Annotated in this window: 34 protein-coding genes and 1 tRNA gene; 14 read left to right on the top strand and 21 right to left on the bottom strand. The window is 63.5% G+C overall.

The window, feature by feature from the left end:
* Positions 1 to 123 precede the first annotated feature (123 nt).
* Both XH80_RS11860 and XH80_RS11855 read left to right on the top strand, forming a co-directional pair.
* The gene (locus tag XH80_RS11860) at positions 124 to 636 is read left to right on the top strand and encodes a hypothetical protein (RefSeq protein WP_271598752.1); all 513 of its coding nucleotides are present in this window, start codon (positions 124 to 126) and stop codon (positions 634 to 636) included.
* 280 nt (positions 637 to 916) lie between these two features.
* Entirely contained in the window at positions 917 to 1,087 is a 171-nt protein-coding gene (locus XH80_RS11855; protein ID WP_271598751.1) for a hypothetical protein, read from the top strand.
* Positions 1,088 to 1,418: 331 nt separating this feature from the next.
* On the opposite strand, the gene XH80_RS11850 is transcribed toward XH80_RS11855, so the two are convergent.
* From XH80_RS11850 to XH80_RS11840, 3 genes are all read right to left on the bottom strand, one after another.
* Positions 1,419 to 2,204: a hypothetical protein gene (locus tag XH80_RS11850; protein ID WP_271598750.1), complete on the bottom strand. Its 786-nt coding sequence runs from the start codon at positions 2,202 to 2,204 to the stop codon at positions 1,419 to 1,421.
* A gap of 184 nt (positions 2,205 to 2,388) precedes the next feature.
* A complete protein-coding gene (locus XH80_RS11845) occupies positions 2,389 to 2,610 on the bottom strand; it encodes a hypothetical protein (RefSeq protein WP_083514684.1) in 222 nt (73 codons plus the stop codon).
* 122 nt (positions 2,611 to 2,732) lie between these two features.
* On the bottom strand, positions 2,733 to 2,969 hold the full coding sequence (locus XH80_RS11840) for a hypothetical protein (protein ID WP_271598749.1): 237 nt from the start codon (positions 2,967 to 2,969) through the stop codon (positions 2,733 to 2,735).
* A 264-nt stretch (positions 2,970 to 3,233) separates the two neighbouring features.
* Between XH80_RS11840 and XH80_RS11835 the strand changes: the two genes are divergently transcribed.
* Positions 3,234 to 3,581 carry a DUF6481 family protein gene (locus XH80_RS11835; RefSeq protein ID WP_271598748.1) on the top strand — a complete coding sequence of 116 codons (348 nt, stop codon included), beginning with the start codon at positions 3,234 to 3,236 and terminating at the stop codon, positions 3,579 to 3,581.
* Between the two features lie 158 nt (positions 3,582 to 3,739).
* On the opposite strand, the gene XH80_RS11830 is transcribed toward XH80_RS11835, so the two are convergent.
* Positions 3,740 to 3,982 (bottom strand): pentapeptide MXKDX repeat protein, encoded by a 243-nt coding sequence (locus XH80_RS11830; RefSeq protein WP_271598747.1) that lies wholly within the window; start codon positions 3,980 to 3,982, stop codon positions 3,740 to 3,742.
* A 344-nt stretch (positions 3,983 to 4,326) separates the two neighbouring features.
* On the opposite strand from XH80_RS11830, the gene XH80_RS11825 reads away from it, so the two are divergent.
* From XH80_RS11825 to XH80_RS11815, 3 genes are read left to right on the top strand one after another with little or no spacing between them, the layout of a single operon-like run.
* Positions 4,327 to 5,349: a TRAP transporter substrate-binding protein gene (locus XH80_RS11825; RefSeq protein WP_271598746.1), complete on the top strand. Its 1,023-nt coding sequence runs from the start codon at positions 4,327 to 4,329 to the stop codon at positions 5,347 to 5,349.
* A complete protein-coding gene (locus XH80_RS11820; protein ID WP_271598745.1) occupies positions 5,346 to 5,900 on the top strand; it encodes a TRAP transporter small permease in 555 nt (184 codons plus the stop codon). The genes XH80_RS11825 and XH80_RS11820 overlap by 4 nt, the downstream gene beginning before the upstream one ends.
* Positions 5,897 to 7,255, top strand: a complete 1,359-nt coding sequence (locus tag XH80_RS11815; protein WP_271598744.1) for a TRAP transporter large permease — start codon at positions 5,897 to 5,899, stop codon at positions 7,253 to 7,255. The genes XH80_RS11820 and XH80_RS11815 overlap by 4 nt, the downstream gene beginning before the upstream one ends.
* A gap of 103 nt (positions 7,256 to 7,358) precedes the next feature.
* On the opposite strand, the gene XH80_RS11810 is transcribed toward XH80_RS11815, so the two are convergent.
* The 4 genes from XH80_RS11810 to XH80_RS11795 are packed head-to-tail and all read right to left on the bottom strand — an operon-like array spanning position 7,359 to position 13,046.
* Positions 7,359 to 8,270 (bottom strand): hydroxymethylglutaryl-CoA lyase, encoded by a 912-nt coding sequence (locus XH80_RS11810; RefSeq protein WP_271598743.1) that lies wholly within the window; start codon positions 8,268 to 8,270, stop codon positions 7,359 to 7,361.
* 1 nt (position 8,271) lies between these two features.
* Complete coding sequence (locus tag XH80_RS11805) at positions 8,272 to 10,275, bottom strand: acetyl/propionyl/methylcrotonyl-CoA carboxylase subunit alpha (RefSeq protein WP_271598742.1); 2,004 nt, start codon at positions 10,273 to 10,275, stop codon at positions 8,272 to 8,274.
* Between the two features lie 4 nt (positions 10,276 to 10,279).
* Complete coding sequence (locus XH80_RS11800; protein WP_271598741.1) at positions 10,280 to 11,884, bottom strand: carboxyl transferase domain-containing protein; 1,605 nt, start codon at positions 11,882 to 11,884, stop codon at positions 10,280 to 10,282.
* A gap of 34 nt (positions 11,885 to 11,918) precedes the next feature.
* A complete protein-coding gene (locus XH80_RS11795) occupies positions 11,919 to 13,046 on the bottom strand; it encodes an isovaleryl-CoA dehydrogenase (protein ID WP_271598830.1) in 1,128 nt (375 codons plus the stop codon).
* A gap of 160 nt (positions 13,047 to 13,206) precedes the next feature.
* On the opposite strand from XH80_RS11795, the gene XH80_RS11790 reads away from it, so the two are divergent.
* On the top strand, positions 13,207 to 14,235 hold the full coding sequence (locus tag XH80_RS11790) for an AraC family transcriptional regulator (protein WP_271598740.1): 1,029 nt from the start codon (positions 13,207 to 13,209) through the stop codon (positions 14,233 to 14,235).
* 28 nt (positions 14,236 to 14,263) lie between these two features.
* Here XH80_RS11790 and XH80_RS11785 read toward each other — a convergent pair whose 3' ends face one another.
* Positions 14,264 to 14,755: an Lrp/AsnC family transcriptional regulator gene (locus XH80_RS11785; RefSeq protein ID WP_057754812.1), complete on the bottom strand. Its 492-nt coding sequence runs from the start codon at positions 14,753 to 14,755 to the stop codon at positions 14,264 to 14,266.
* Between the two features lie 236 nt (positions 14,756 to 14,991).
* Positions 14,992 to 15,297: an ETC complex I subunit gene (locus tag XH80_RS11780; protein WP_057754809.1), complete on the bottom strand. Its 306-nt coding sequence runs from the start codon at positions 15,295 to 15,297 to the stop codon at positions 14,992 to 14,994.
* A gap of 254 nt (positions 15,298 to 15,551) precedes the next feature.
* Here XH80_RS11780 and XH80_RS11775 point away from each other — a divergent pair, with 254 nt between their 5' ends.
* Positions 15,552 to 16,733 (top strand): OpgC domain-containing protein, encoded by a 1,182-nt coding sequence (locus XH80_RS11775; RefSeq protein WP_271598739.1) that lies wholly within the window; start codon positions 15,552 to 15,554, stop codon positions 16,731 to 16,733.
* A gap of 164 nt (positions 16,734 to 16,897) precedes the next feature.
* Positions 16,898 to 17,323 (top strand): hypothetical protein, encoded by a 426-nt coding sequence (locus XH80_RS11770; protein WP_057754806.1) that lies wholly within the window; start codon positions 16,898 to 16,900, stop codon positions 17,321 to 17,323.
* 139 nt (positions 17,324 to 17,462) lie between these two features.
* On the opposite strand, the gene XH80_RS11765 is transcribed toward XH80_RS11770, so the two are convergent.
* From XH80_RS11765 to XH80_RS11740, 6 genes are all read right to left on the bottom strand, one after another.
* Positions 17,463 to 17,654 (bottom strand): hypothetical protein, encoded by a 192-nt coding sequence (locus tag XH80_RS11765; protein ID WP_271598738.1) that lies wholly within the window; start codon positions 17,652 to 17,654, stop codon positions 17,463 to 17,465.
* A gap of 526 nt (positions 17,655 to 18,180) precedes the next feature.
* On the bottom strand, positions 18,181 to 18,909 hold the full coding sequence (locus XH80_RS11760) for an outer membrane protein (protein WP_271598737.1): 729 nt from the start codon (positions 18,907 to 18,909) through the stop codon (positions 18,181 to 18,183).
* Between the two features lie 167 nt (positions 18,910 to 19,076).
* Positions 19,077 to 19,153: transfer RNA gene (locus tag XH80_RS11755), tRNA-Pro, on the bottom strand.
* A gap of 208 nt (positions 19,154 to 19,361) precedes the next feature.
* A complete protein-coding gene (locus tag XH80_RS11750; protein WP_271598736.1) occupies positions 19,362 to 19,841 on the bottom strand; it encodes a DUF192 domain-containing protein in 480 nt (159 codons plus the stop codon).
* 161 nt (positions 19,842 to 20,002) lie between these two features.
* Positions 20,003 to 20,635 (bottom strand): cold-shock protein, encoded by a 633-nt coding sequence (locus XH80_RS11745; protein ID WP_271598735.1) that lies wholly within the window; start codon positions 20,633 to 20,635, stop codon positions 20,003 to 20,005.
* 200 nt (positions 20,636 to 20,835) lie between these two features.
* Positions 20,836 to 21,597: a Sir2 family NAD-dependent protein deacetylase gene (locus XH80_RS11740; RefSeq protein ID WP_271598734.1), complete on the bottom strand. Its 762-nt coding sequence runs from the start codon at positions 21,595 to 21,597 to the stop codon at positions 20,836 to 20,838.
* A 265-nt stretch (positions 21,598 to 21,862) separates the two neighbouring features.
* On the opposite strand from XH80_RS11740, the gene XH80_RS11735 reads away from it, so the two are divergent.
* Complete coding sequence (locus tag XH80_RS11735) at positions 21,863 to 22,027, top strand: hypothetical protein (protein WP_167354005.1); 165 nt, start codon at positions 21,863 to 21,865, stop codon at positions 22,025 to 22,027.
* 72 nt (positions 22,028 to 22,099) lie between these two features.
* Here XH80_RS11735 and XH80_RS11730 read toward each other — a convergent pair whose 3' ends face one another.
* Positions 22,100 to 22,384: a hypothetical protein gene (locus XH80_RS11730; RefSeq protein ID WP_271598733.1), complete on the bottom strand. Its 285-nt coding sequence runs from the start codon at positions 22,382 to 22,384 to the stop codon at positions 22,100 to 22,102.
* Positions 22,385 to 22,663: 279 nt separating this feature from the next.
* Between XH80_RS11730 and XH80_RS11725 the strand changes: the two genes are divergently transcribed.
* Positions 22,664 to 22,894 carry a hypothetical protein gene (locus XH80_RS11725; protein ID WP_057754732.1) on the top strand — a complete coding sequence of 77 codons (231 nt, stop codon included), beginning with the start codon at positions 22,664 to 22,666 and terminating at the stop codon, positions 22,892 to 22,894.
* A 73-nt stretch (positions 22,895 to 22,967) separates the two neighbouring features.
* A complete protein-coding gene (locus tag XH80_RS11720) occupies positions 22,968 to 23,093 on the top strand; it encodes a hypothetical protein (RefSeq protein WP_271598732.1) in 126 nt (41 codons plus the stop codon).
* 242 nt (positions 23,094 to 23,335) lie between these two features.
* Here the strand turns inward: XH80_RS11720 and XH80_RS11715 are convergent, their stop codons facing one another.
* Positions 23,336 to 23,476, bottom strand: coding sequence for a hypothetical protein (locus XH80_RS11715; RefSeq protein WP_167354004.1), 141 nt, complete (start codon positions 23,474 to 23,476; stop codon positions 23,336 to 23,338).
* A 505-nt stretch (positions 23,477 to 23,981) separates the two neighbouring features.
* Positions 23,982 to 24,278 carry an HU family DNA-binding protein gene (locus tag XH80_RS11710; RefSeq protein ID WP_057754729.1) on the bottom strand — a complete coding sequence of 99 codons (297 nt, stop codon included), beginning with the start codon at positions 24,276 to 24,278 and terminating at the stop codon, positions 23,982 to 23,984.
* Positions 24,279 to 24,689: 411 nt separating this feature from the next.
* Between XH80_RS11710 and XH80_RS11705 the strand changes: the two genes are divergently transcribed.
* Positions 24,690 to 24,992, top strand: coding sequence for a hypothetical protein (locus XH80_RS11705; protein ID WP_057754726.1), 303 nt, complete (start codon positions 24,690 to 24,692; stop codon positions 24,990 to 24,992).
* Between the two features lie 48 nt (positions 24,993 to 25,040).
* On the opposite strand, the gene XH80_RS11700 is transcribed toward XH80_RS11705, so the two are convergent.
* Positions 25,041 to 25,205 (bottom strand): hypothetical protein, encoded by a 165-nt coding sequence (locus XH80_RS11700; protein WP_271598731.1) that lies wholly within the window; start codon positions 25,203 to 25,205, stop codon positions 25,041 to 25,043.
* A 6-nt stretch (positions 25,206 to 25,211) separates the two neighbouring features.
* Positions 25,212 to 25,463, bottom strand: a complete 252-nt coding sequence (locus XH80_RS11695; protein WP_271598730.1) for a hypothetical protein — start codon at positions 25,461 to 25,463, stop codon at positions 25,212 to 25,214.
* A 297-nt stretch (positions 25,464 to 25,760) separates the two neighbouring features.
* On the opposite strand from XH80_RS11695, the gene XH80_RS11690 reads away from it, so the two are divergent.
* Positions 25,761 to 26,078, top strand: a complete 318-nt coding sequence (locus XH80_RS11690) for a PilZ domain-containing protein (RefSeq protein WP_271598729.1) — start codon at positions 25,761 to 25,763, stop codon at positions 26,076 to 26,078.
* Positions 26,079 to 26,243 lie beyond the last annotated feature (165 nt).

Below are 26,243 nucleotides of genomic sequence, written 5' to 3'. Positions count from 1 at the left end.
CCGCAAAATCTACACTTCCTGTCGGGTCGGCTTTCGGTTTCGCCGATCTTTTCCGCCTTAAACAGTTCCATCTGGCTCTAGCCAAGGTGTTGATGCCTTAGATTTGGGCACAGATCCCGCGCGTTGTCTGCTCAAAAATTAACCTATGTTATCCTCAAACGCGCTCCCTACCTGGGTGTTCCGCTTATAAATACACGTTCAAAGACAAAGCAGGATCAGCACAACCTTCCTCCGCCCGGAGAACTATGGGCCCGCCAGCGCGAACCGGTGGCTCCCTCTATATTCTACGGCAGCGACCATGCAGGGTTGCGGTTCATTGAACCACCCGTCGGCCGTCGAGCGATCTCGGTCTTCCGCGCCATCGTTGCCATCGTCAGCACTGCAACGCGCGCGATGAATGCCGTACTTGTCCGGATGTTCGACCAGGTGGTCGCGACCAAACGGGCCCTACGGCCCGATGCGATCAGTCCCTGCGCTCGATTCGTCGTCGCGACGATCGCGCGCAAGCTGATGCCACGCCAGCGCCAGTTCGATGAGGCGCTGCCGGTCGGGGCCTTCCGACTCGGCGGCACGCTTCATAGCTGCCTCGGCTTCATGCTGTGGATCGTACTCGGTACACATGAGTGCCGACTCTAACCGCTCGATCCGGACAAGTGCGTGGCAATTTCGTCCGTATGATTGCGGATAACGGGGCGTGTTGCTGATGATTTCAGCACGCTCTAATTGTGACCTCCATAGAATTGCACTGGCGGTTTCAAACCGCCGGCAAGCGCCCGCCGCGCACGATGGTGCTGATCATGCACACAAAGCGGTGAGGCCCGTTCATTTGCGCCGATCTGTGAATTGCATCACAGCCGTGGCTCGGCGCGTCCGCTAAAGAGCGACATACTGCTCCGCAGAACGCGACAGAGGATCGATGGCTATCCCCCTCACGAGACGAGAAGCCGAAGCGCAAGCGCCCGCGTCGACGCGCAAGGCCGACCTGCAAGGCTTCGCCTTTCTCGCAACCATAGCCATCGTGATGACCGCCTGGATCGGTGCCCTGGTCTGGGCTGCGATGGCGTTCCTGAGCTGGCTTGTCTCGTAGCGCGTATGGCGCGCTAAAACAGGAGATGCACGATCTGCACCCCCTTGATACCCCCGCAAACGATCATGGCCCATAGCGCCAAGCTGATCTGGATCGCGTCCAGCATGTTCCCGTCCCCTGCGACTCACTTTTGATTTTTTCTTTGATCAATGCGTGACGCCACAATGAGCGCCAGTGGAAATTAAAGGCAGTTGTTGTGCGCCGCCACAGTGATTGATTTGCGAAAAAACGGCCTTCTGTCATTTCCGCAAACAACAGCCTTCTGTCATTTCCGCAAACAAATGAGGCGGGCTTGAGCCCGCCTCGTTCAATTCAGATCTCGCTGAGACGCTCAGTAACAGGCGCGCGGATCGACCTGCACATACTGGCCGCTGGGATAGCGGTAATAACAAACCCCTTCGGCGACATAGTAGCCCGGACGTGAAGCGGCCGTTGCTCCCGCGATGGCACCGGTTGCACCGCCGATGACCGCGCCCGCAGCCGCACCCGAGGCGTTGCCCGAAAGCAGGCCGCCGAGCACACCGCCGACAATGGCGCCGCCCAGCGCGCTCGCGCCGGGATTGGGCGCCGGCGGCGGGGGCGGAGGTGGTTCGTAAGCCACGGGCGGACCCGGCGGCGGCGCGTAGGCCACCGGCACGTCGTCCACATATTCCTCGGAGATATAAGCGGGTGGGCCGTCCATCCGCTGCGGATAATAGTACCAGACCCCGCCGACGTCCCACCACCAGCCGGGACGGCCATTATGGACCTCATGGCGCCAGCGGCCGCCATCCCAGGCAAGATTGCCACGGTAGGTATGTCCACCCCAGTCACGCGCGGGCGCAGGACCGCGCGCCATGGTGCGGCCGGGCCTCGGGGACGGACCATCGGCACGGTGCGGACCGGCTCCGGGCGTCACGTGGGCCTGACCGCCAGGTTGGGAGCCGGATCGCCCTGCCTGCGGTGGTGGACCTTTGCGGGTGTTCTGGTCGGCCGGTGGCGGGCTAGCTGCGCCCTGCCCTGGCGGTTGACCTGCCCCCTTGGGCGGACCCGCGTCCTGCGCCTGGGCGGACAATGCCAGCAACGACATGGCCGAAACCACGGGAAGGATGATCTTCATACGGCTGGACGCACTCATTCGTGCCTACCCCTTAACTTTCAGAAATTGCCGTGGCCCATGCGCGATAGCCGATTCCGATCGCGTGTGGCTGATGCCGGCTGACATAACTGATTTGCCAGATTGAGCTGCAAAGGCCGCTACGTCCCGTTACATCTGGTTAAGATCGCGGCGAATTTTCGTCCGGACAGGCGGTAAACCCGGCCTAGCGCGCCGGCTCGATCACATCGCAATTGCGTCGCCCCGACATCAGGCAATCCTGCATCTTGCTGGCGGCGGTGAGATCCCGAGCGAGCCACAGGCCAACTGCGAGAAGGGCGGCAGCAATGATGAGCCCCGCGACCGCGCCGCGACGGCTGTCGCCGGATTGGGATTTGGGGGATTGGGGTTTGGGCGAAGCTTTGGGCTTCTCTACGGGTTCGGGCATCAAGTCAGGCTCGGACATGGCGACCTTGGCGCTCGCTGAGGCCGTTTATCACCTCCGCGACGTCACGTCACATCCCCGCGCGGCCGTCGCCGCCCGACCCTTGGCCGCTCAACGTTGGCCGTTCAACCCTTGGTCTGCCGCACCGCTTCCTTGCGCAAGGTCTCGACCGCCGGGATCGCCTGCTGGGTGCGCGGCGCGCAGCTCGTCAGGATGAACGCGGTTTGGGTACACTCCCAAGCGGCGCCAAGAACGGCACTCTCGATCGGCTGCGGACGGGCAGCCAACAGGACCGCGCTAACGACCGTCACTGCGGCGACCACGATCGCAAGGGCTTTCGGGCTCAGCCGGAAGAAGATCATGCCCGTGCTCCGTCTCGTATGGCGGACGCTAGGCGCCGCCGCTGGGTGCCCTTATGAGGGACATCACAATTCGGCAGTTTTTCCGGGCTACGAAGGGTCGGCTGGTTCAGCGATTTCGTGGACCTGATCGGCTGCGAATATGGGTGGCTTCGCGACGCGTGGCGATGTACACGCTTCTGCGTCGCGTGGCGCCTGCTTGTGCCCAGCCGACGTACCAACAGGCAGTGATTTAGGATCGAAAGCGAGGAAGACAAGGCTCGTCGAATGAGTGGATTTAGGGAACCCGGCTTCGCAGACCGGCAGAAGGCGGCGCTGGAAGCCCGCAAAAATCTTTTGAACAAATTCAAGTCGCAGCCGGGACCTGACGATCCCGCTGTGTTGGCGAAGCGCGCCGAGCGCGAGGCGCTCGCGGCCAAGCGCGCCGAAGCGAAGGCTGCGCGCGAGGCCGAAAAAGCCGAGCAGAAGCGCCGCGAGGAAGAAGCCAAGGCCGCTGAAGCCGCGCGCCTTGCGCGAGAGGCCGAGGACGCGGCTGCCAAGGCGGCAGCGCTCGAGGCCGAGCAGAAGGCCAAGCGCGACGCCCGTTACGCCGCCCGCAAGGCCAAGCGGAAGTAAGCTTCAACAAAATTTGACCTGGGGCCCATCGGCTCCAGGTCAAATCGTGCCGCACCAGCCGCGAACGCGAAACGCGACGACGGGCCGTGGATGGACGAGGCAGATGCTGGGCATGCCGGGCTCGCCCCGTTGGAGGCCGCCGGCATGACGGCAGAAGATCAGTTCTTCTTCATCATCCCGTCGTCTTTTTTCATGCCATCCTTCGCCATCGTATCCTTCTTCATGCCGTCGTCCTTGGACATGTGATCCTTCTTCATGCTGTCCTTGGACATCGTGTCCTTCTTCATCATGCCGTCGTCCTTGCCCATCTTGTCCTGGGCAAAAGCGGCCGGCGACAGCGCCAGGCCAAGCGAGAGAGCGGCAGCCGAGACGCCGAGCACGATGCGGGTGCGAATGGTCATGAGAGATAATCCCTTCGAGATGGTGTTGTGAAAGCGACAGGTGCCGCTACTCAATCTCGACGGATCGACACGCGCGCTTGTTACGCGACGTTGCGAAGTTTTTTCGTCAGCCTCCGCGCGCTTGGGCGATCGTTTCCCTGACCAAAAGCGTTATCGGCCGAAACACGAAGGCTCGGCGAGTGCAGCGCAGCAAGGCGAACACTTGCCGCGGCCTTCCATCTCGAACTATCAGATGAGAGAACTCAAGGTCCTAGACCGGCTAGAATGGGCCTCCGTGCCGGTCTCACGACCCGCCAGATCACTCAGATGAGAAGCGTTCAAAGAACCGTCGAAGGGGATACTTCATGTTCACGCGTCGTCACCTGCTCGCGACAGCCGTCGCAGCCCCCGCCATTCTCCGCTTCGGCATCGGCACCGCGCACGCCGCGACCACGCTGAAGATCTCGCACCAATTCCCCGGCGGCACCATCGACAAGGGTGATTTCCGCGACCGGCTCTGCCGCATGTTTGCAGCTGAAGTCGCCAAACGCAGCAATGGCGACATTGCCGCCGAGATCTATCCGAACTCGTCGCTGGTCAAGACCAACGCGCAGTTCTCAGCGATGCGCAAGGGTGCGCTCGACATCTCGCTGTATCCGATGCCCTATGCCGGCGGCGAATTGCCGGAGACCAATATCGGGCTGATGCCCGGCCTCGTCACCACCTATGACCAGGGCATGCGCTGGAAGAAGGAGCCGGTCGGCAAGGCGCTCTCCGACTTCCTCGCCGACAAGGGCATCATCCTGCTCACCTGGGTCTGGCAGGCCGGCGGCGTCGCCAGCCGTTCCAAGCCGATCGTGGCGCCGGAAGATGCCAAGGGCATGAAGGTGCGCGGCGGCTCGCGCGAGATGGACATGGTGCTGCAGACCGCCGGCGCCTCGGTGCTGTCGGTACCGTCAAACGAACTCTACGCGGCGATGCAGACCGGCGCATGCGATGCCGGCATCACCTCCTCCACCAGCCTGATCTCGTTCCGCCTCGAAGAGGTCGCGAAGTCGCTGACCTCGGGCGCCGGCGCGTCCTACTGGTTCATGCTCGAGCCATTGATGATGTCGAAGGCGATCTTCGACAAGCTGCCGAAGAACCAGCAGGACATCCTGGTCACTGTGGGCCAAGAGCTCGAAGCCTTCGGCCGCAAGGGCGCGCAGGATGACGACGTCGAGGTCGCCAGGGTCTACGAGAAGGCCGGCGCCAAGGTGAGCGCGCTCGATGCCGCCACCGTCGGCAAGTGGCGCGACATCGCCCGCGACACCGCGTGGAAGGATTACGGTGCCAAGACGGCGACCGCCGCCAACCTGCTCAAGCTTGCCTCCGACGTCGCTGCATGAGCCACGGTCCTCAGCCGGATCGTGACGATCAGGCCAATGCTGCCGCAAGGACCGGCCTTGCGGCAACGCTCGATCGCGGCCTCGCCCTCCTCAACCGCATCATCATCGTGTTCGCGGCGCTGGCGCTGGTCGCGGCCTGCGCCATCCTGAGCTACAGCGTGCTCAGCCGCGCGTTGTTCAAGGCCGCAAATTACTGGCAGGACGAGGCCGCCGTGTTTCTGCTGGTCGGCGCCACCTTCATGACCGCTGCCTATGTGCAGCAGAATCGCGGCCATATCGGCATCGAAGCCTTCGTCGGCCTGCTGTCGCCGCTGGCGAATAGGGTCCGGCTCTGGATCGTCGATGCCGCCACGTTCCTGTTTTGCGCCTTCTTCACCTGGAAGTCGTGGACGCTGACGCATGAGGCCTATGTCGACGGCCAGGTCTCGAACTCGATGTGGTCGCCGCCGCTGGCCATTCCCTATTCGCTGATGGCGCTTGGCATGAGCCTGCTCTGCCTCCAGATCCTCGTGCAGCTGGCGCTGCCCTTCGCAGGAGCCAAGCGGCCATGAGCGTTTTCGGCATCGGTATCGCTTACGGCGTTGCGACGCTGCTCGTGATGTTTTCGGGCATGCCGATTGCGTTCGCGCTCGGCGCGGTCGCGGTCGTGTTCATGGGCATCTACATGCCCTCGGCCTCGCTCGATACGGTGACGCAGAACGTCTACGAGGAAATGGCCTCGATCACGCTGCTGTCGATCCCGCTGTTCATCCTGAAGGGCGCGGCGATCGGCAAATCGCGCGCCGGCCAGGATCTCTATTCCGCGCTCCACGCCTGGCTGCATCGCGTGCCCGGCGGCCTCGGCGTCGCCAACGTGTTTGCCTGCGCGCTGTTTGCGGCAATGGCGGGCTCGAGCCCCGCGACCTGCTCGGCCATCGGTTCGGCCGGCATCCCCGAGATGCGCAAGCGCGGCTATTCCGGCGGCTTCGCGGCCGGCATCATCGCCGCCGGCGGTACGCTCGGCATTCTTTTGCCGCCCTCGATCACCATGATCCTGTTTGCGGTCGCGGCCGAGAAGTCGCTTGGACGCCTGTTCCTCGCCGGCATCGGGCCCGGCCTGTTGCTGGTCTCGCTGTTCGGATTCTATGCGGTGTACCGCTTCCGCCGGGAATATGCTGCGGCCGAAGCGATCTACAAGAACGGCGGTCCGGAGACGGCAATCCTCGCCCGCGACGAGTACACGCTGGCCGAACGCTTCAGCGTGCTGCCACGCGTGATCCCGTTCGTCCTCTTGCTCACCGGTGTCATGGCCGCGCTCTATGGCGGCTTTGCCACGCCGTCGGAGACCGCCGGCCTCGGCGGACTTCTGGCGCTGGGGCTGATCGCGGCGATCTACGGCGTGTGGCGGCCGGAAGATCTCGGCCCCATCATGAAGTCGACGATCCGCGAATCGACCATGCTGATGATGATCATCGGCATGTCGCTGCTCTATTCCTACGTGATGAGCTATCTGCACATCTCGCAATCGGCCGCCGAATCCGTCGTGGCGATGCACCTGCCGCGCTGGGGCCTGCTGCTCGCAATCCTGGTCATGGTCGTCGTGCTCGGCTTCTTCCTGCCGCCGGTCTCGATCATCCTGATGACCGCGCCGATCATCCTGCCGCCGTTACGCGCTGCCAATTTCGACATCATCTGGTTCGGCGTGGTCATGACCATCGTGATGGAGATGGGGCTGATCCATCCACCCGTCGGGCTCAACATCTTCGTCATCCGCAACGTCGCGCCGGATATCCCGCTGAGCGAGGTGATCTGGGGTACGCTGCCTTTCGTGCTCCTGATGATGGGCGCGGTGCTGCTGCTCTGTCTCGTGCCGGAGATCTCGACCTGGCTGCCGGATCTGGTGATGGGACCGGACGGAAGCAGGTGACAGCAGAACAGGTGCAGTAGGGTGGGCAAAGGCGCGTAGCGCCGTGCCCACCACTCCTGAATGGTGGGCACGCTTCGCTTTGCCCACCCTACGGCACTGAGCCTCAGGGCGTCGCCCGCTTCGTCTTCGCATTCAGCGCGGACGCGACGCGGCTCACCGGCGGTTTGCCCAGAACCGCGCTCATCTCATTCGTCGCCGCCAGCAGCTTCTCCATATCGACGCCGGTCCTCACGCCCATGCCCTCGAGCATGTAGACCACATCCTCCGTCGCCACATTCCCCGTTGCCCCCGGCGCGTAGGGACAGCCACCGAGCCCGCCGGCGGCGGCATCGATCACGCGGACGCCCTCCTCCATCCCAGCATAGAGATTGGCCAGCGCCTGGCCGTAGGTGTCGTGGAAATGCATCGCGAGCTTTGCGGCGGGAACGTTCGCCGCGACCGCGCGCAGCATCTCCTTGGCCTTGGTGGGCGTGCCGACACCGATGGTGTCGCCGAGCGAGATCTCGTAGCAGCCGAGATCCCACAGCGTGCTGGCGAGATCGGCCACCGCCTTCGGCTTGATCTCGCCGTCGAACGGACATCCGAGCACGCAAGAGATATAGCCGCGCACCGGCACGCCATCGGCCGCGGCGCGCGCCAGCACCGGCTTGAACCGCTCGATCGATTCCGCAATCGTGCAGTTGATGTTGGCGCGCGAAAAGCCTTCGGAGGCTGCCGCGAACACGGAGACCACTTTGGCGCCTGCGGCACGCGCAGCGTCGTAACCCTTCTCGTTCGGCACCAGCACGTGGAATTCGGCGCCCTTGATGTGGCTCACGCCGCGCAGCACGGCATCTGAGCTCGCCATCTGCGGGATCGCCTTGGGCGAGACGAAGGCGCCGACCTCGACCGTATCGAGCCCGGCCGCAACCAGCGCCTCGATGAAGGCGATCCGGGCCTCGACATTGACGGGCGTCTTCTCGTTCTGGAGGCCGTCGCGCGGGCCCATCTCGATGATGCGGACGGGGTCACTCATGTCACTCTCCGGAGGCCTCGACCACAGCGAGCTCGATGCCTTCCTGCACGATGTCGCCGACTTTGCATTTGATGGACTTCAGCACGCCGGCATAGGGCGCCCGCAGCGTCTGCTCCATCTTCATCACTTCCAGCGTCAGGATGGGCGCGCCCTTCTCGAGCCTTGCGCCTTCCTCGGCCAGAACGGCGACGACCGTGCCCGGCAGGGGCGCTGCGATCTTGTCTTCTCCGACATGCTCCTCGCTCTCGCCGCCGAACGGATCGACCCAGTGCAGGTCGAAACGCCCATGGCGCGTGCGCAGATACAGCTCGTGGCCGTCGATCACGGCGGCGACGGATGATTTGACGCCATCCAGCGTCAGATCGAAGCCGCCATCCTTCGGCGCAATCGCGAACGCCAGCTCGCGCTCGCCGATCAGCAGCGTCGATGGCCCGCTGCCATAGTTCAGCGCAATCTTCTGCTCGGGGCCATGGCCGACGCGGAAGGCAAAATTGCGCTGGCGGCGGCCGACCGGCTGCCAGCCGAAGGTCTGCCATGGCGAACGCGGCTCGCCTTGCTCCGCCTGCCGCTCGTCATTGACGATGGCGGCAACCGCGGCACAGAGCTCGAGCTCGCCCGGTGCCGGCGCCGCCGATGTCAGGACCGCCAGCTCACGCTCGATGAATCCGGTGTCGATCGCATTGGCCCGCACCTTCGGATGCGTGATCAGCGCCGACAGGAACGGGATATTGGTGACGATGCCACGGACGTCCGAGTCTTCCAGCCCGCGGTTGAGCCGGTCGATCGCCACATCGCGCGTCGGCGCCCAGGCGATCATCTTTGCCAGCATGGCGTCGTAGTACGGCGAGACGCTGTCGTCCTCGCGATAGCCGGCGTCGATGCGCAGGCCGCCTGTCTCGGCAGGCAGCCGCCAGGTCGAGATCCTCCCGACCGAGGGCATGAAATTCTTGGTGGGGTTTTCGGCATAGACACGGGCCTCGATGGCGTGGCCGTTGAGCTTGATCTCGTCTTGCTTCAGCGGCAGCGCCTCGCCGAACGCGACGCGCAGCTGCCATTCGACGAGGTCGACGCCCGTAATCAACTCGGTCACGGGATGCTCGACCTGAAGACGCGTGTTCATCTCGATGAAGAAGACGTCCTTGCCGTCGGAGACGAACTCGATGGTGCCGGCGCCGACATAGTTCACCGCGCCCGCCGCTTTTCGCGCAGCGGCACACACCGTTTCGCGCTGCGCTGCATTGAGCGTCGGCGACGGCGCCTCCTCGATCACCTTCTGGTGGCGGCGCTGCAAGGTGCATTCGCGCTCGAACAGCGACAGCAGATTGCCGTGGCTGTCGCCGATGATCTGCACCTCGATATGCCGGGGATTGTCGACGTACTTTTCGATCAGCATGCGGTCATCGCCGAACGCGGCCTTGGCCTCGCGCTTGGCGCTGACGATCGCCGGCCCGAGTTCGGCCGCCGAGCGCACGATGCGCATGCCGCGGCCGCCGCCGCCGGCCGATGCCTTCACCAGGATCGGGAAACCGACCTTTTCGGCCGCCTTCGCCAGCGTTGCATCGTCCTGCGCGTCGCCGTGATAGCCGGGCACCAGCGGCACGCCGGCCCTCTCCATCAGCGCTTTCGAGCCTGATTTCGAGCCCATTGCATTCATCATCTCGGCGGTCGGGCCGACGAAAACGAGGCCGGCATCGTAACAGGCCTGCGCGAATTCGGCATTTTCAGACAGGAAGCCGTAGCCGGGATGCACGGCCTCGGCGCCGGTCTTGCGCGCGGCCTCGATCAGCCGCTCGATGTCGAGATAGCTGTCGCGAGCCCGCGCGGGTCCGAGCAGCACGGCCTCATCCGCGAGCGCCACATGCATCGCGTCGCGGTCGGCCTCGGAATAGACGGCGACGGTGCGCAGCCCCATGGCACGCGCCGTGCGGATGACGCGGCAGGCGATCTCGCCACGGTTGGCGATCAGGAGCGTGCGAAAACGGCGGTAGAGCTTTGTGCGGTCCATCGCATCACATCCTGAACAGGCCGAATTTGGTCGGCTCGATCGGCGCATTCGACGCCGCCGACAGGCCGAGGCCGAGCACGAGGCGCGTGTCGGCAGGGTCGATCACGCCATCGTCCCACAGGCGCGCCGTGGCATAATAGGGATGGCCCTGACTCTCATATTGGTCGCGGATCGGCTTGCGGAACTTGTCCTCCTCCTCCTTCGACCAGCTGTCGCCTTTGGCCTCAATGTTATCGCGGCGGACCTGGCTCAGCACCATCGAGGCCTGCTCGCCGCCCATCACCGAGATGCGCGCGTTCGGCCACATCCAGAGGAAGCGCGGCGAATAGGCGCGGCCGCACATGCCGTAATTGCCGGCGCCGTAGGAGCCGCCGATCACCACGGTGAATTTTGGCACGGACGCCGTCGCGACCGCCGTCACGAGCTTGGCGCCGTCGCGCGCGATGCCGCCCGCCTCGTATTTCTTGCCGACCATGAAGCCGGTGATGTTCTGCAGGAACACCAGGGGAATACCGCGCTGGCAGCAAAGCTCGATGAAATGCGCGCCCTTCAGCGAGCTCTCGCTGAACAGAATGCCGTTATTGGCGATGATGCCGACCGGAAAGCCCCAGGTATGGGCGAAGCCGCACACCAGCGTTGTGCCGTAGAGCTTCTTGAATTCGTCGAACTCCGAGTCGTCGACGATACGGGCAATGATATCGCGCACGTCGAACGGCTTCCGACCGTCGACAGGCACCACGCCATAAATCTCCTCCGCGGCGAACAGCGGATCACGCGGCGGATGCATGTTGAGGTTAGGCCGCGCCGATGGCTTCAAGGTGCCGACGATGCGGCGCGCGATGCCGATCGCATGGGCATCGTTCTGGGCGTAGTGATCGGTGACGCCGGATTGCCGCGAATGCACGTCAGCGCCGCCGAGTTCTTCGGCGCTGACGACCTCGCCGGTCGCAGCCTTCACCAGCGGCGGGCCGCCGAGGAAGATGGTGCCTTGATTGCGCACGATGATGCTCTCGTCCGACATCGCCGGCACATAGGCGCCGCCGGCTGTGCAGGAGCCCATCACGATGGCGATCTGCGGGATGCCGGCTGAAGACATTTGCGCCTGGTTGTAGAAGATGCGGCCGAAGTGCCGCTCGTCCGGAAAGATCTCGTCCTGCAGCGGCAGGAAGGCGCCGCCGGAATCGACCATGTAGACGCAAGGCAGATTGTTCTGCCGCGCAATGTCCTGCGCGCGCAAATGCTTCTTCACGGTCATGGGATAATAGGTGCCGCCCTTGATGGTGGCGTCGTTGGCGACGATGACGCATTCGCGGCCCGAGATGCGCCCGACGCCGGTGACGATGCTCGCCGAATGCACGTCGCCGCCATAGAGGCCATGGGCCGCCAGCGGCGACAGCTCCAGGAAGGAGGTGCCGGGATCGACCAGCAGATCGACGCGCTGGCGCGCCAGCATCTTGCCGCGCGAGGTGTGGCGGTTGCGCGAGGCCTCGCCGCCGCCGCCGGCGACCTCGGCGAGCTTTTCACGCAAGTCCGCGACGAGCGCGCGCATCGCGTCCGCATTGCGGGCAAAATCGGATGACGATGGGTCGATGCTGGAATGGAGCGGCATGTGGTCCCGCGTTTCTGATGACGTGGTTGAGGGTTTAAGCGGTTTCCGACATCAGCTCGCGGCCGATCAGCATGCGGCGCACTTCGGACGTGCCCGCGCCGATCTCGTAGAGCTTGGCGTCGCGCCAGAGCCGGCCGACCGGAAACTCGGACGTATAGCCGACGCCGCCGAGCGCCTGGATCGCCTCGCCCGCCATCCACGTCGCCTTCTCCGCGGAATACAGGATCGCGGCTGCCGCGTCCTTGCGCAGCGTGCGCACGTGGTCGGCGCGATCGCAGGCCTTTCCCACAGCGTAGACATAGGCGCGCGTGGCCTGCCAGGTCGCATACATGTCGGCGAGCTTGCCCTGCATCAGCTGGAAATCGCCGATCGGCTGGCCGAACTGCTTTCGCTCGTGCATGTAAGGCACCACCGCGTCCATGCAGGCCGCCATGATGCCGAGCGGGCCGCCCGACAGCACCGCGCGCTCATAGTCGAGGCCGGACATCAGCACCTTGACGCCCTCGCCGACCTTGCCGAGCACGTTCTCCTCCGGCACCTCGCATTCGTCGAAGAACAGCGGATAGGTGTTGGAGCCGCGCATGCCGAGCTTGTCGAGGTGCTGGCCATGGGTGAAGCCCTTGAAACCCTTCTCGATCAGGAATGCGGTCATGCCGCGCGGGCCGGCTTCCGGATCGGTCTTGGCGTAGACCACCAGCACGTCGGCATCGCCGCCATTGGTGATCCACATCTTCGAGCCGTTCAGCACATAGCGATCGCCGCGCTTGTCGGCGCGCAGCTTCATCGAGACGACGTCGGAGCCGGCGCCGGGCTCGGACATCGCGAGCGCCCCGACATAGTCGCCTGAGATCAGCTTCGGCAGATAGCGCTGGCGCTGCGCGTCATTGCCGTTGCGGCGGATCTGGTTGACACAGAGGTTGGAGTGGGCGCCGTAGGACAGGCCTACGGCCGCGGAGCCGCGCGAAATCTCCTCCATGGCGACGATATGGGCGAGATAGCCCATGTTGGAGCCGCCATACTGCTCCGGCGCGGTCATGCCGAGCACGCCGAGGTCGCCAAGGCGCTTCCACAGGTCGGCAGGGAACAGATTGGCCTTCTCGATCTCGGCAGCGCGCGGGGCGATCTCCGCCTCGACGAAGGCGCGCAGGGTGTCGCGCAGCATGCTGATGTCGTCGCCCAGATCGAAGTCGATGCTCGGGATGTTCAAGGCGATTCCTCCAAGGATCCTGCAAGTTTCTTGTCGGGTCCGAACCTACCCCCGCCCGGGCGCTCCGGCGGTCGAAAAGGTTGCATTTTCCGCCAAGTTTGGCGAGGATTTTCCGATGCCCTTCCAGGCCGTAACCGCGACGCCCCGCCGCGCCATGACCCCCGCCGCCTTCGTCCGCGGCGTGGCCGCGGCCTATGCCCGCTATGGGCGGGATCCGACCGAGGCGCTCGCCAAGGGACAGGTCCAGCCTGACCTGGTCGGATCGGCCGACGGGCGGATCACGGCCGTCCAGTTCGAGGCGCTGGCCGGCCACGCCATGCGCGAGCTCGACGACGAGGCGCTCGGCTGGTTCTCGCGCCGCCTGCCCTGGGGCAGCTACGGCATGCTGTGCCGTGCCTCGATCACCGCGCCCAATCTCGAGGTCGCGCTGAAGCGCTGGTGCCGGCATCATCGCCTGCTGACCGAGGACGTGCTGTTCGAGCTCGAGGTCAGCGGCGAGACCGCGACCATCTCCCTTCGCGAGCAGCGCGATCTCGCCGACTGCCGCGAATTCTGCCTCGTCACCCTGCTCCGCTACGTGCTCGGCTTCTCCTGCTGGGCGGTGGATTCCGCAATCGCGCTGCGTGCGGCGGAATTCCCTTATACGGAGCCCGCCCACGTCTCGGTCTATCCGACCATCTTCTGCAAGCACATCCGCTTCGATGCGGAGACCGCCCGCATCATCTTCGACAAGCACTATCTCTCACTGCCCCTGACCCGCAGCCCCGCCGATCTCGACAGCATGCTCAAGGGAGCGCTGCGCCTGACCGTGCTGCCCTATCGCCGCGACCGCTTGCTGGTCGAGCGCGTCCGCCGCGTGCTGCGCGAGGCGCGCGGACGCATTCTCGGCGCGGAGGACGTCGCGAGCGAGCTCGCGCTCTCCACCCGCACCATGCATCGGCGGCTACGTGAAGAAGCCACCTCGCTGCGCGACCTCAAGGAAGAAGCAAAGCTCGAGCTCGCCAAGCAGGAGCTGATGCGCGGCCGCAATCCGATCAAGCGGATCGCCGAGATCGCCGGCTTCCGCAACGAAAAGAGCTTTTCGCGGGCTTTCCGCTCCTGGACCGGCGCCAGCCCGCGCGAGTTTCGCGACCGCTATCGCTGAAGCGCGCAGTCGCGTCGTCTCCCATACCCTAGCCTGCCGGCGCGACCGCGATTTCCTTTACGGGCAGCGGCACGTCCTTTGCCACACCCAGCACTGGAAAGCTGCGCACGTTCTTCACGTTGGGCATGGCGGCGAAATGCAACAGCTGCTGGCGCATGCTCTCGACGCTCGGCGCCACGCATTTGAGCAGATAGTCGGTGTCGCCCGAAATGCGCCAGCATTGCTGGATGCGCGGGATCGCTGCTATCGAGCCCTCGAAGGCCTCCAGCACCGGCTGAGCCTGGCTGCCGAGCTGGATCGAGACGAACGACACCACTTCATAGCCGAGCAGTCGCTCGTCGATGACGGCGCGCACGGCGCGGATCACGCCGCGGCTGAACAGTGATTTGAGCCGCCGCAGGCAGTTCGGGGCCGATACGCCGATGCGCAGCGCCAGCTCGTTGTTGCGGACGCGCCCGTCCTGCTGCAATTCAGAGAGTATCTTCAGATCGACGCTGTCGAGCTGGACACGCCCGGCCATCCCTTAACCTCGTCATGGTCCCGTCATGCGAGTTAGCGAAGCACGGGGTGCAGGCCGTGCCAAGGGCTTGGAGAGCTGGTGTCTCCTGGCGTCATGGCCGGGCTTGTCCCGGCCATCCACGTTCTTTCACGCGGCCCGAAAGACGTGGATGCCCGGGCCGTCGCCACGCCGAAGCGGCTTTGGCCGCGCAGGCGGGACAAGCCCGGGCATGACGTCCCGTTAGAGTTTGTCGCGGATCAGTGCGTCCAGGGCTCGCCGCGGCGGAAGGAGAAATTGTCGGCATAGGCGACCTGGCGATGCAGGGATTCCTTGGGCTCGATCACCTGGTAGGCGATGCCCTTGCGCTCGCAATAGGCGACCGCCTCGTCCTTGGTGTGGAAGCGCAGCGTGATCTGTTGCTTCATGTCGCCCGATGAGGTCCAGCCCATCAGCGGCTCCACCGCGCGCGGCTGCTCCGGCTCGTAATCGAGTTGCCATTCCTTGGTCTTGGACCGGCCGGATTGCATCGCGTTCTTGGCGGGCTTGAAAATGCGTGCGGTCATTGGCGGTCCGGCCTCTTCGTCTTTCGTTCGATTTTCGTGCGTCACGGTAGCGATTGGTGCAAACCGCGGGCATAGTATAGAGACACCTTCGGGAACTGATCGGTGATTCCGGCCCTCCCGGGTCTCTCACCGACGGGTATAGTCATTATGCTGCACTGTGACAATTGCGTACCCGCCCTCCGCCCGGGAATCCCGCCCGGCGGCCCAACCTCGCCGCCTTCAGGGTATCTGCCCCCTTCGAGAGCTTTCGTCGCATGGCCTTCCTGAACATCAATGCCACGCTCCCCGACAAGGGCCGTGACCTCAGGCTCGACCTGTTTCGCGGCATCGCCAACTGGGCGATCTTCCTCGACCATATCCCCGACAACGTCGTGAACTGGATCACGACGCGCAACTACGGCTTCTCCGACGCCGCCGACCTGTTCGTCTTCATCTCCGGCTATACGGCCTCGTTCGTCTATGCGCGGATGATGCTGGAGCGCGGCTTCATCGTCGGCGCCACCCGCCTGACCAAGCGGGTCTGGCAGCTTTATGTCGCCCACATCATCCTGTTCGTGATCTACATCGCCTCGATCAGCTATCTGGCGCTGCGCTTTGGCGATTCAGAGATGATCAACGAGTTCAACGTCGCCGGCCTCGTCGACAACGCCACCGAGACCTTGCGCCAGGGCCTTTTCCTGCGCTTCAAGCCGCTCAATCTCGACGTGCTGCCTCTGTACATCGTGCTGATGGGCCTGTTTCCGCCGGTGCTGTGGTTCATGCTGCGCAAGCCCGATCTGACGATGGTGGCGTCCATCGTACTGTGGCTCTCGGCGCGGCACTTCGGCTGGAATTTGACCGCCTATCCGGCCGGCCAGTGGTACTTCAACCCCTATTGCTGGCAGGTGCTGTTCGTGTTCGGCGCCTGGTGCGCGATGGGCGGCGCACGTCGCTCGGGCTGGCTGATCAATTCGCAGATCACGTTGTGGGTCTGCCTGGCCTATCTCGCCTTCGCGCTGGTCATGACCATGGCCGGTCGTTTCCCGGCGCTCGGCGGCATGTTCCCGGAATGGCTGTTCTCGGCCTTCAATCCCAACGACAAGACCAACCTTGCGCCCTATCGCTTCATCCATTTCGTCGTGATCGTGATCCTGGTGATCCGCTTCGTGCCGAAGGACTGGCCGGGGCTGGAGTGGAAGGTCTTCGATCCCGTGATCGTCTGCGGCCAGCAATCGCTCGCTGTGTTCTGCGTCGGCGTGTTCCTGTCCTTCGTCGGCCGTTTCGAGCTGTCGATGAGCTCGGGCTCGCTGTTTGCGCAGCTGTTCGTCTCCATCGCCGGCATCGCGATCATGACGACGGTCGCCTATTACATCTCCTGGTCGAAGCGCCAGGACAAGCCGCTGAAGCCGCCGCCGGCAAAGCAGCCCGCAGCTCCCCCGGCGGCAAAGGCCGCCTAAGGCGTCGAACGCGCGCTTGCGTTCGACATGCGTTGCCGTGCCCGGCTTGTCAGGGATCGGCTTGACCTGGGTCAACCGGGAGCAACGCCGATCGGCCTAGGGTCACGAGGACACGCGCCGCCGCACCGATGTCGGCGGCCTCCCCTCGGACAAGGCACAAGCACATGCCCTCTCATTTTCACGCCGTGGTTTGGATCGATCATTCGCAGGCCCGGATCTTCCATCTTGGCCTGAGCGGCTCCGACGAAGTCACGCTGCATCCGCAGCTGGCAACACGGCATCTTCATCACAAGGCCAACGAAATCGGCAGCGGCCACGCCGCGCCCGACGCAACCTTCCTCGCCGAGGTGACCAAAGCTCTCGCCGACGCCGGAGAAATCCTCATCATCGGTCCGGCGAACGCGAAGACCGAGCTCGCCAGCCACATTCGCGCCCATGCGCCCGATCTCGCCAAGCGGATCGTCGCGGTGGAAGCGGCCGATCATCCCACCGACAACGAGATCGTCGCTTACGCCAAGCGTCACTTCAAATTGCCGCTGCCGCGCGTGCAGCCCCCCGGCGCCGCCGCGGGTGAAAGGCACGCCGGCTAGAGCATGATCCGGACCCGAAGGGCCGCGTTAGCGCAAAGTGTGAAGCGTTTTTCCGAAAAGATCATGCTCAAACAAAGAGCCTAAAGCGCGATGACGATTCAACCCAATCACATCGCGCTTTAGGCAAGGCGCCTCCGTCTCAGGCCGCCGCCTCGCCGTCGTACTCGGTGAATTTCTTGTAGATCCAGTCGCGGCCGTCGTGACGGCGCCAGACCTTGCCGTAGACGAGCTGCCCATTGATTGAGCGGCGCGGCACGATGACGGTCCAGAGATGCCAGATCTCGGTCCAATCAGGCCGTTGGCGGGATGTTTTCGTGAGATCGAAAGCCATGACGGACAACTCGCGCGAAACGCCGCGACGAATGTGATCTCGTGTGAGCCACTGCCGGGTCGTCGCGTGCCGAAAGCGGTTGATACCATCAGTCAAAATGGCCGCAACGACGCTCCCTGCTTAACCTAACCGATCAACCTTACCCGTCGACGGACAGCCGCGTTGCCGGTTGAAACGCCTGCCTATCTTTCTTAAGATGCAAGCGCGATTTGAGAATGAATGCGCCGTTTCCGAAGAGCGCGCCGGGGCTGATTTCAGGCTGAATTTTTCAAGCGACTGACTTGCGCAGGTCGACGATCATGAATTTGCAATGTGGATATTTGCGTCTGGCTATGATTTGGCCGCTCCCGACACCGGTCGCCATACAGCCGCCGGATCGATCGCCGAAGGCTGCCAACGACAATCATCCGGTCTGGCCGCTGGTCCCGTTTCCGGCGGGCTGGTGCGCCTCGGGCTAAGCCTTGAAAAGCGCAGCGCCGCGCAAGCGGAGTATCTTCGCTTGGCGGCGCCCAGGCAACGATGCAGCTTAGTAGTGATAGTTCACGCCGATCGTCGCAGCATGGATCGTGTCCTTGAGATGGGCCACGGTGACTCCTTCGGTCGGACTGATCAGTTGGATCGGGCTCTTGGTGCCGAAGTCGTGGTAGTTGTATTCGACATTGGCCGACCAGCACGGTGCAAACGCCCATTCCACGCCGGCCCCCAACGTCCAGCCCGTCCGCATGACGGACGCGCTTGGATCGACCGCAAAACCGGTGGTCGGATTGATATACCCGTCATCGATCTTCTCATGAGTCCAGGCGACGCCGCCTCGCCCGTAGAACAGCCAGCCTGAGCCATAGGCGTAGCCGAAACGCGCGGTGATCGAGGCGAGAAAATCGTTCTTGAAGCCGAACTGCGAGGGCACGGCAAGATTGCCGAGCGCTGGAAAGACCACATGGCTCGCGTGCTGGCTCGACAGGCTCGACCATGCGGCCCGCCCTTCGGCGCCGACGACCCAGTTGGATGCAAATTGATGATCGCAGCCCCCCTGTCCACCACCGATAAAGCCGCCTGCGCCGAAATCGACCGTCCCACCGGCGTTGTTGATCGTGCGATCGTCGCTCGCGCCGCCGCCGAGATGAGCTCCGAGATAGCAGCCGGTCCAGTTGAAGGTGGGCGGAACCATCGGAGGTGCCGGCCTCGCATAGTCGGCCGCCATTGCCGTCGTCGCGGAGAAGGCGAGAAGCGCCGTAGCACAGAGAGTTCTAAACATATCCGGTCGTCCCCATTGCATGCGCAGAGGTAAAGCACGCGAAGCTGACGCGGAGGTTGTGGCGCGACCAACGTGTCGCGGCGACAGTTCCGCCGGCCTGACCAAGCCAATGCGGCGGATACGCTTCTCATTCTCCAGGGAAAATGGAGGGGGCCTAAGCCCGGGACTGGTCGGGGCAGCTGGATTCGAACCAACGACCTGCAGTACCCAAAACTGCCGCGCTACCAGGCTGCGCTATACCCCGAATGTCCGGCGAGCCCCGTCGATACACGCTTCCTGGAGGGCCATCAAGCTTTCCAAGCCGCCGGCAAGCATCCAAGCCGCCGGCAGGCATCCAAGCCGCCGGCAGGCATCCAAGCCGCCGGCAGGCATCCAAGCCGCCGGCAGGCATTCAAAAGCCGCCGGCGCTGCCCCGAAAATCCATCCGCCGGGCGGCAACAGCCCTGCCCGACCTATTTGCTGCCGAACAGGGGGTGCCCGACGCGGTCGCCGGGGCGGATGCCGTATTTCTGGGCTGTTCCCGCCACGACCTCGAGGACGGCCCGGGCGGGCCCCTTGGATGAGATGATCTTGGTTGAGAGCGGCTCGGTGTTTTCGGCGATGCGCAGGATGCGGCCATCGGCGCGAATGAAGATCATGTCGAGCGAGACATAGGTGTTCTTCATCCACATCGACACTTCCTGCTCGGGATTGAAGTCGAACAGCATGCCTTTGCCGTCGGCCAATTCCTTGCGGTACATCAGCCCGGTCTGCTTCTCCTCCTCCGTGGTCGCCATCTCCACCGAGAACACCTGCACGCCGTTCTTGGTGACGATCTCGAGCGGCTGAAAACTGGCGGCGCGAAGGGGGGCGAGGGCGAAGCCGACAATGACGAGAGCGGCGGCAAGAAAGCCCCGGGCAACGGACCGGGCGGCCTTTCGATCAAAGCTCATGACGGGATACTCGGCAGAAAACTCGGCAGGAAACGCGGGGACGATTATGACAGCCCGGCGGTTGCGGGACTGCGACATCCTTACGCGGCCACCGCCGCAAAAGCCAGAAGCGCGCAAGGTCCCTGCGCGCTTCTGCTGACGAATACGAAAATTTGAAGCCGCTAGTGCGACTGGAGGCCTGGCGAGCCGGTTTCGGGGTGGATCTCGGCGGCCATCATGCCCTTGGAGCCGGGCCCGAAGCGGACCAGCACATACTGACCCGGGCGCAGCTCGGTCATGCCGAAGCGGCGCAGCGTCTCCATGTGCACGAAAATGTCGGGCGTGCCCTCGCCGCAGGTCAGGAAGCCGAAGCCGCGCAGCCGGTTGAACCATTTGACCTGGGCCCGCTCGAGGCCGCTGGTCGCGGTGACCGTGACGTGGGTGCGCGGCGGCAGCATCTGTGCGGGATGGATCGCGGTCGACTCGTCCATCGAGACGACGCGGAAAGCCTGGTAGCCCTTGGCGCGCTGGACGCACTCGACGACGATGCGGGCACCCTCGTAAGCGGTCTGGAAGCCGTCGCGTCTAAGCACGGTAACGTGCAGGAGGACGTCGGGCCAACCATTGTCGGGGACGATGAAGCCGTAGCCCTTTGAGGCGTCGAACCATTTGACGACGCCATGGACCTCGACGAGGTTGGCGCTGCCCTCACCTAGCCCCGTGAAGGGACTGAGCGCGTTGTCGCGACCGGCGCCGTGCTCGCCCGACGCGGGAACTCCCAGCTTCTTGGACTCAAATCCGTCCGACGACCCCATAACCCCGGACCCCGCAAACTGTCATGCAACCCGCCACATTGGCGGTGCTCGAATCACGCGTCTTAAGAGAATCTTCTCATTTCGACGCGACGCGAATCTTTCGACTCAAAAGATAACACTCCCGGTTGAGACGCATAGATAAAAAAGAGATTCGCTGGAACCTATGAACAGCTTGCACGGCCGCGAATCAAACTAACGCCTCAATTGCCGACAAAGGGGCCGAGCGTCTCGCCGATGTCGTGGTGGATGACGAGGTCGGCGATGTCGTCCTGCTCGGTCGGCTCGCGATTGATGATCACCAAACGTGCACCCGAATTCTTCGCCATCATCGGAAAGCCGGCCGCCGGCCACACCACGAGCGAGGAACCGATGGCGATGAAGAGGTCGCAAGACTGCGACAGCTCGGTCGCGCGCTGCATTTCATCCTCGGGCATCGCCTGACCAAATGAGATCGTTGCGGTTTTCACCGGCTCGTCGCATGCGGTACAGTCAGGCGCCGCGCCGTCCTGGTCGAAGCGGCGCTTCACCCAGTCGAGCTGATAGACCTGCCCGCATCCGATGCAGCGCGCGTAAGTGGTATTGCCATGAAGTTCAATCACGCAATCGGGAGCGAAGCCGGAGGCCTGGTGCAGATTGTCGATGTTCTGGGTGATCACCGCCGGAACCTTGCCGGCGCGATGCAGTGCCGCCAGCGCACGATGACCGCGGCCGGGCTTTGCCGCGGCGAACACCTCATCCATCGCGAAACGGCGGCGCCAGGATTCATCGCGTGCCGACTGGCTCGCGACGAACTCTTCGAACTGGATCGGGCGGTGGCGGGTCCAAATGCCGCCCGGTGAGCGGAAGTCCGGGATGCCGCATTCGGTCGAGATGCCGGCACCGGTAAACGGCACGATGATCCTGGCACGCGCGATCATGTCGCCGAGTTGCTCGACGCCGCTCTGAAGGTCCTTTGCAATCATGCGCCACCTCCCGATTCAAAGTCGCGCCTGCTGCACCATTTGCAAGCGGCAGGATTGTTGACGCTCTTATCCCCCGCCGCGCATGCACTGTCATCAGGCGGCAATTCCTTCCCGACCCTCGCTTATCACAATCCTGCAATGCCTCCTCCCCATTGACGCCCCAATCAGAAGCGCCAATGCATGTATTGACGCGACTCAACGTGATTGCGGCGGCAGTACTTGAGTTCAGACGCGCACATAGACTCAAGTGGAGTGGGGATTTGACATGACCGAAGCCGAACAACGCAAGATCCGCGAACGCGAAGAGATCGCCGCCCGTGTCGCCGCCTTCCGAGCCACGCAGGAGAAATTCAAGCGCGAGCGCGAAGAGTATTTCGTCTCGACGCTGGAGAACGCACGCAAGGTGGAACGACCCTCGCTTTGGCCGTGAGCGCATCGCGCGGTGCCCCGCGAACGAAAAAAGCCCGGAGCATCGCTCCGGGCTTTTCGATTCCTTGGGCCATTACCAGTGACGGTAGTAGTAGCGGTGGTGCCGGTAGTACGGTCCGCCATAATAAGCATACGGGCCCGGGCCGTAGCCTTCATAATAGACCGGGCCGCCATAATAGCCGTATCTCGGTCCGTAATAGCCGTACGGATGGGACGCTGCGACGGCGCCCGCGGTGATCGCGCCGGCGGCGAGACCGAACGCAAGGCCCGGGCCGTAGTCGTGCGCCTGTGCAGGTGCCGCAGCCGCGGTCACGCCGACGGCGGCGACGGTGGCAAGGACGGCGAGTGTCTTTTTCATGATCTCCTCCTTCGCATCTGGTCGGACAACGCAGCCCCGACGCATTGGTTCGCCCCGGATGGAACCGCAGCGGCCAGAAAATAATCTCCCGGCGGACGGAACGTTTTGAACTGCGATGGATTGACGCGATACATGCGAAGGCCTCCGCCATCAGGTTGGGGCAAGAGCATGACGACCCCGTCAGCATCTCCGCGGTGCTGGCGGGGTTTTCAGTTTCGCGGACAAACTGGCAGCAGACATCAATGGCTGCCAACGGGGCGGGAGGCCGAGGAGACAAGATTGCCGATATCCGCTTTGCTCGCCCGCATCCGCAGGCTCGTTCCCGCAAACGACACGCAGCATTACGACGAGATCGTCCGGAACTTCGGCACAGGCGCGCTTCGCCCGCCCCCGACGCCAATGAGCGACGGCGAGCTCGCCCGCGCCATCGCCGAGTTCCTCAAATCATCGCCGTCCCCGGAGGCGGTTGCGACGCTCGGTCGGCGGCTCGATCCCACCTCGCCGCTTTGAGCGGCGTTTCTTCGCAAGGGAACAGGCGCCTCGCGCGCGGGTTGAAATCGTCTTCCCGCAAGAGGAGCTCATCATGCCCGTCTGGCTCGAAGTCTTGCTCAACCTCTCCGGCTATGCCGGCTTCGTGGCGCTCGCAACAAGCGGCGCTGGGTGCTCGCACGACTCCGCCGAGGACGAGACCTGCCGCAGCAAACGCTAATTAGCCTGCCGCACGTGACCCGCCGTACGTACCAGCCGGTCGGCCTTTCAAAGGAGTCGATCGACTGGTTTGGCACAGGCCACGGCGCCGATGCCTCCTCACACACGACCCGTTCTGCATCCGACTCCATTTCGTTCTTGAAGAACGAATCGGAGGCGAGTCATTCGGGGGCAAGCATTTCCTAACGAGCGATGAAGCGACGCGCCGTCATAGGGGATCGTCATCGCCTCGAGCGGAGGCCTTCAAGCCGCCGCGCGCCGGGCGCTCGGCTTCTCCGCAAAGCATTCCAGGATCTGGATGCGGATTTCCTCTGCGGCCGGGCCCTCGACCTTCCTGAGCTGGTTCCAGAGCCGGATCACTTCGCGCTGCTTCTCAACGGTCATGAATCATCTCTCCTTGAGCTGATGACTCACTAGAACAAAATGAGAACATAAAGTCCAGCCCGCACGCGAATTTCCTGCGTGTCACGTTGAACCTTTTCGGCGCGCCCAAGACCTATGGAAGCTGGGGATTTCAGCGCCCAGTCAGATTGGCAGCGCCGCGATGGACGAACATATTCCGTCACGCGGCGCTGTTGCTTTTTGGATTTTCAACCTTAAGTTAGAGAGCGGCTGGCGGCCAGGCGCTGAAATCCCAACGCCGTCAGCGAGAGAGCCCCGTGCGCAAGCGCGGGGTTTTTTCGTTGTGCAGGGATGGCCTTGGAGAATTCCACGCAGAACTTGACGACATCGGTCTTAGAGCATGATCCGGAAAAGTGTGAAGCGGTTTTCCGAAAAGATCATGCTCAAACCAAAAGCTAAAGCGCGATGGTGATTCAACCCACTCTCATCGCGCTTTAGAAGATTCTCACGCCGCGCCCGGAGGCGCGGATGACGCGCGACAGCCGGATCAGACGGCGTCCTTGGCCACCTTCAGCGGCGAGGCCTTGACCGATTTGCTCGCCGGCTTGGCAGCAAACTGCATCGGCTCCTTGGTGAAGGGATTGATGCCCATGCGGGCCTCGGTCGCCGGCTTGTTGACGACCGACATCTTCACGAAACCGGGAATAACGAACTCGCCGGACTCGTTGAGCTCCTTGTAGCCGACCGTCGCCATGTACTCGATGACCGATTTTACGTCGTTCTTCGCAAGCTGCGTGCCCTCGGCAATCGCGTCGATCAATTGAGTCTTGGTCATCTTCGCCATGTCTGGAATTCCTCTGAATGGGGTGCGCGCGAGCTGCGCTGTAGCTTTGTCCCGGAAACGGTAAAACCATGCGCGCCGCGTCTGTTCGTGCCTGAAGGCCACGAAGCAGCCGGGCTTAGAGCCCATCAGGGGCGAAAACGCAAGCAGCAGTTCGGCTCGGGTTCCGTCCTGTTTCCGTCTGGCCGTGGCGATGACGTCGCCACGGCAACAGTGCTGAGGACGGCGTACGTCCGATGCTTCGGCGCGCTTGAACCCGCGTGAGGGAGGTCCGCGCGTTGACCGTCGCGGGAGTTTTCCACACCAGGCCTCATCTCACCGGGAAACTTTGATCTTGATGGATGTTGTTCAGACTCTGGTAACCTAACGCATCCACTCTTTCATGCAGTCTTGTTGCGTTGGAGTACCCGAAAAGTGCTGAATTTTGATGAGCTGCGTGAACTCGCGGCCGATGTCCGCGTATTTGTCGATGTCGCTGAAGACAAGGCCGAAGCGCTGAGGTCGGTCATCAGGGCCTACGACGTGGTGCTGGCGATCTTCCCGTCCGGAGACGGCATGGGCCTTCACGTCATCAAGGGCAAAGATATCCTGGACAACATCGCAAAGTCGCGCACGCACGCGATCTACAGCCACACGGCGATCGCGGTGCCTGACCTCGAGCATGCCGAAGCACTGAAATATTTGACGACGCCGCCAGAGCAACGGATCGCGGCATAGGCGGCGAGCGCCGACACAACGAGCGATCGTCCTCGGGACGATCGCCCTTCAGTGCCCCCATATCGCGATGGCGAAGCCGATCGCGAGAATGCCGATGCCGATGATCATGCTCCCGGCATCTGCCACGTCGTCCGCGCCGAACAATTTGGCGATGGCGGCTCCAACCAGGTTGAGGACCATCTCGAAGACGAAGCCGAACAAGGCGTCAAGCATGGCGGCTCATCCAGCCCTGCCAGACTTGATGCCGTGCACCGTGTCGCCGATCGAGCCGCCCACGACCAGGGCAGCGAACACCGGCCAGCCTGCAGACACGACCAGGATCGTCGCCAAATGCGCGTCCTCGCCAGGCCGCCGATAGGCATCGTAGCCGGCAAAAAAGACCACCGCGATCAGGCAACTGACGACGTATCGTTTGAACCATGTCACGGCGAAATGCCCTCGTTTCCAGGCATTCGTCGCCTCAAGCGCCATCCCGGTTCATGCTTGCTTCGCTTGCGGGAGACGCCAACACTGTCCCCGCTTCGCTTTGCCTGACGTCGTCACCGCAATTGCAAGCCCTTCAGCATGTGACTTGGTCGCCCTGGCCCGCCGGGGGTTCATGAGGCGCCGTTCAGGGCTCGCCTCGACCTGGATCAGTGCGACGCCGCGCAACAATCCCGCGCAACTCTCACCGTGATCTTAAGCCTCCGCCGCCGCCTTGTTCACCGAAGATCAAGCTTCTTGCCCTAGCCTGCACCGCCGCTTGGAGATCATCAGCGGGGGTGCTCGATGAGCGAGGGAGAGTTACGCAAGGACAGGCGCATCGCGTTCGAACGGCCGCTCGATGCGCGCGTCATGGCGATCGACGGCACATGGCAGCGCGCCTGCAAGATCCACGACGTCTCCGAAATGGGGGCGAAGCTGGTGATCGACGGCGCGGTGACGGATATCGGCCAGAGGGAATTCTTCCTGGTGCTGTCCCCCATCGGCCTCGCCTACCGACACTGCGAGCTTGCCTGGATCAATGGCGAATTCGTCGGCGTTCAATTCATCAATCGCGGCAGGGCAGCGAAGCGAGCGCGGCGCGGCGAAACCCTGGTGAAGTGACGGGGAGCTCCCAAACAGACTGGCAGCGCTGCCACGTCAATCTGCCCTCATCCTGAGGGCCCGCTTGTAGTGGGGGGTGCTTTGTAGGGTGGGTTAGCTGTGGAATTTCAACAGGTCGTCCATCGGCAGGCCGAGGCGGCTGATGGGCGGCTTGGCTTGCAGACT

Source organism: Bradyrhizobium sp. CCBAU 45384 (assembly GCF_028128665.1).
GTDB lineage: Bacteria > Pseudomonadota > Alphaproteobacteria > Rhizobiales > Xanthobacteraceae > Bradyrhizobium > Bradyrhizobium manausense.
This window is presented reverse-complemented; position numbering and strand designations above follow the sequence as displayed.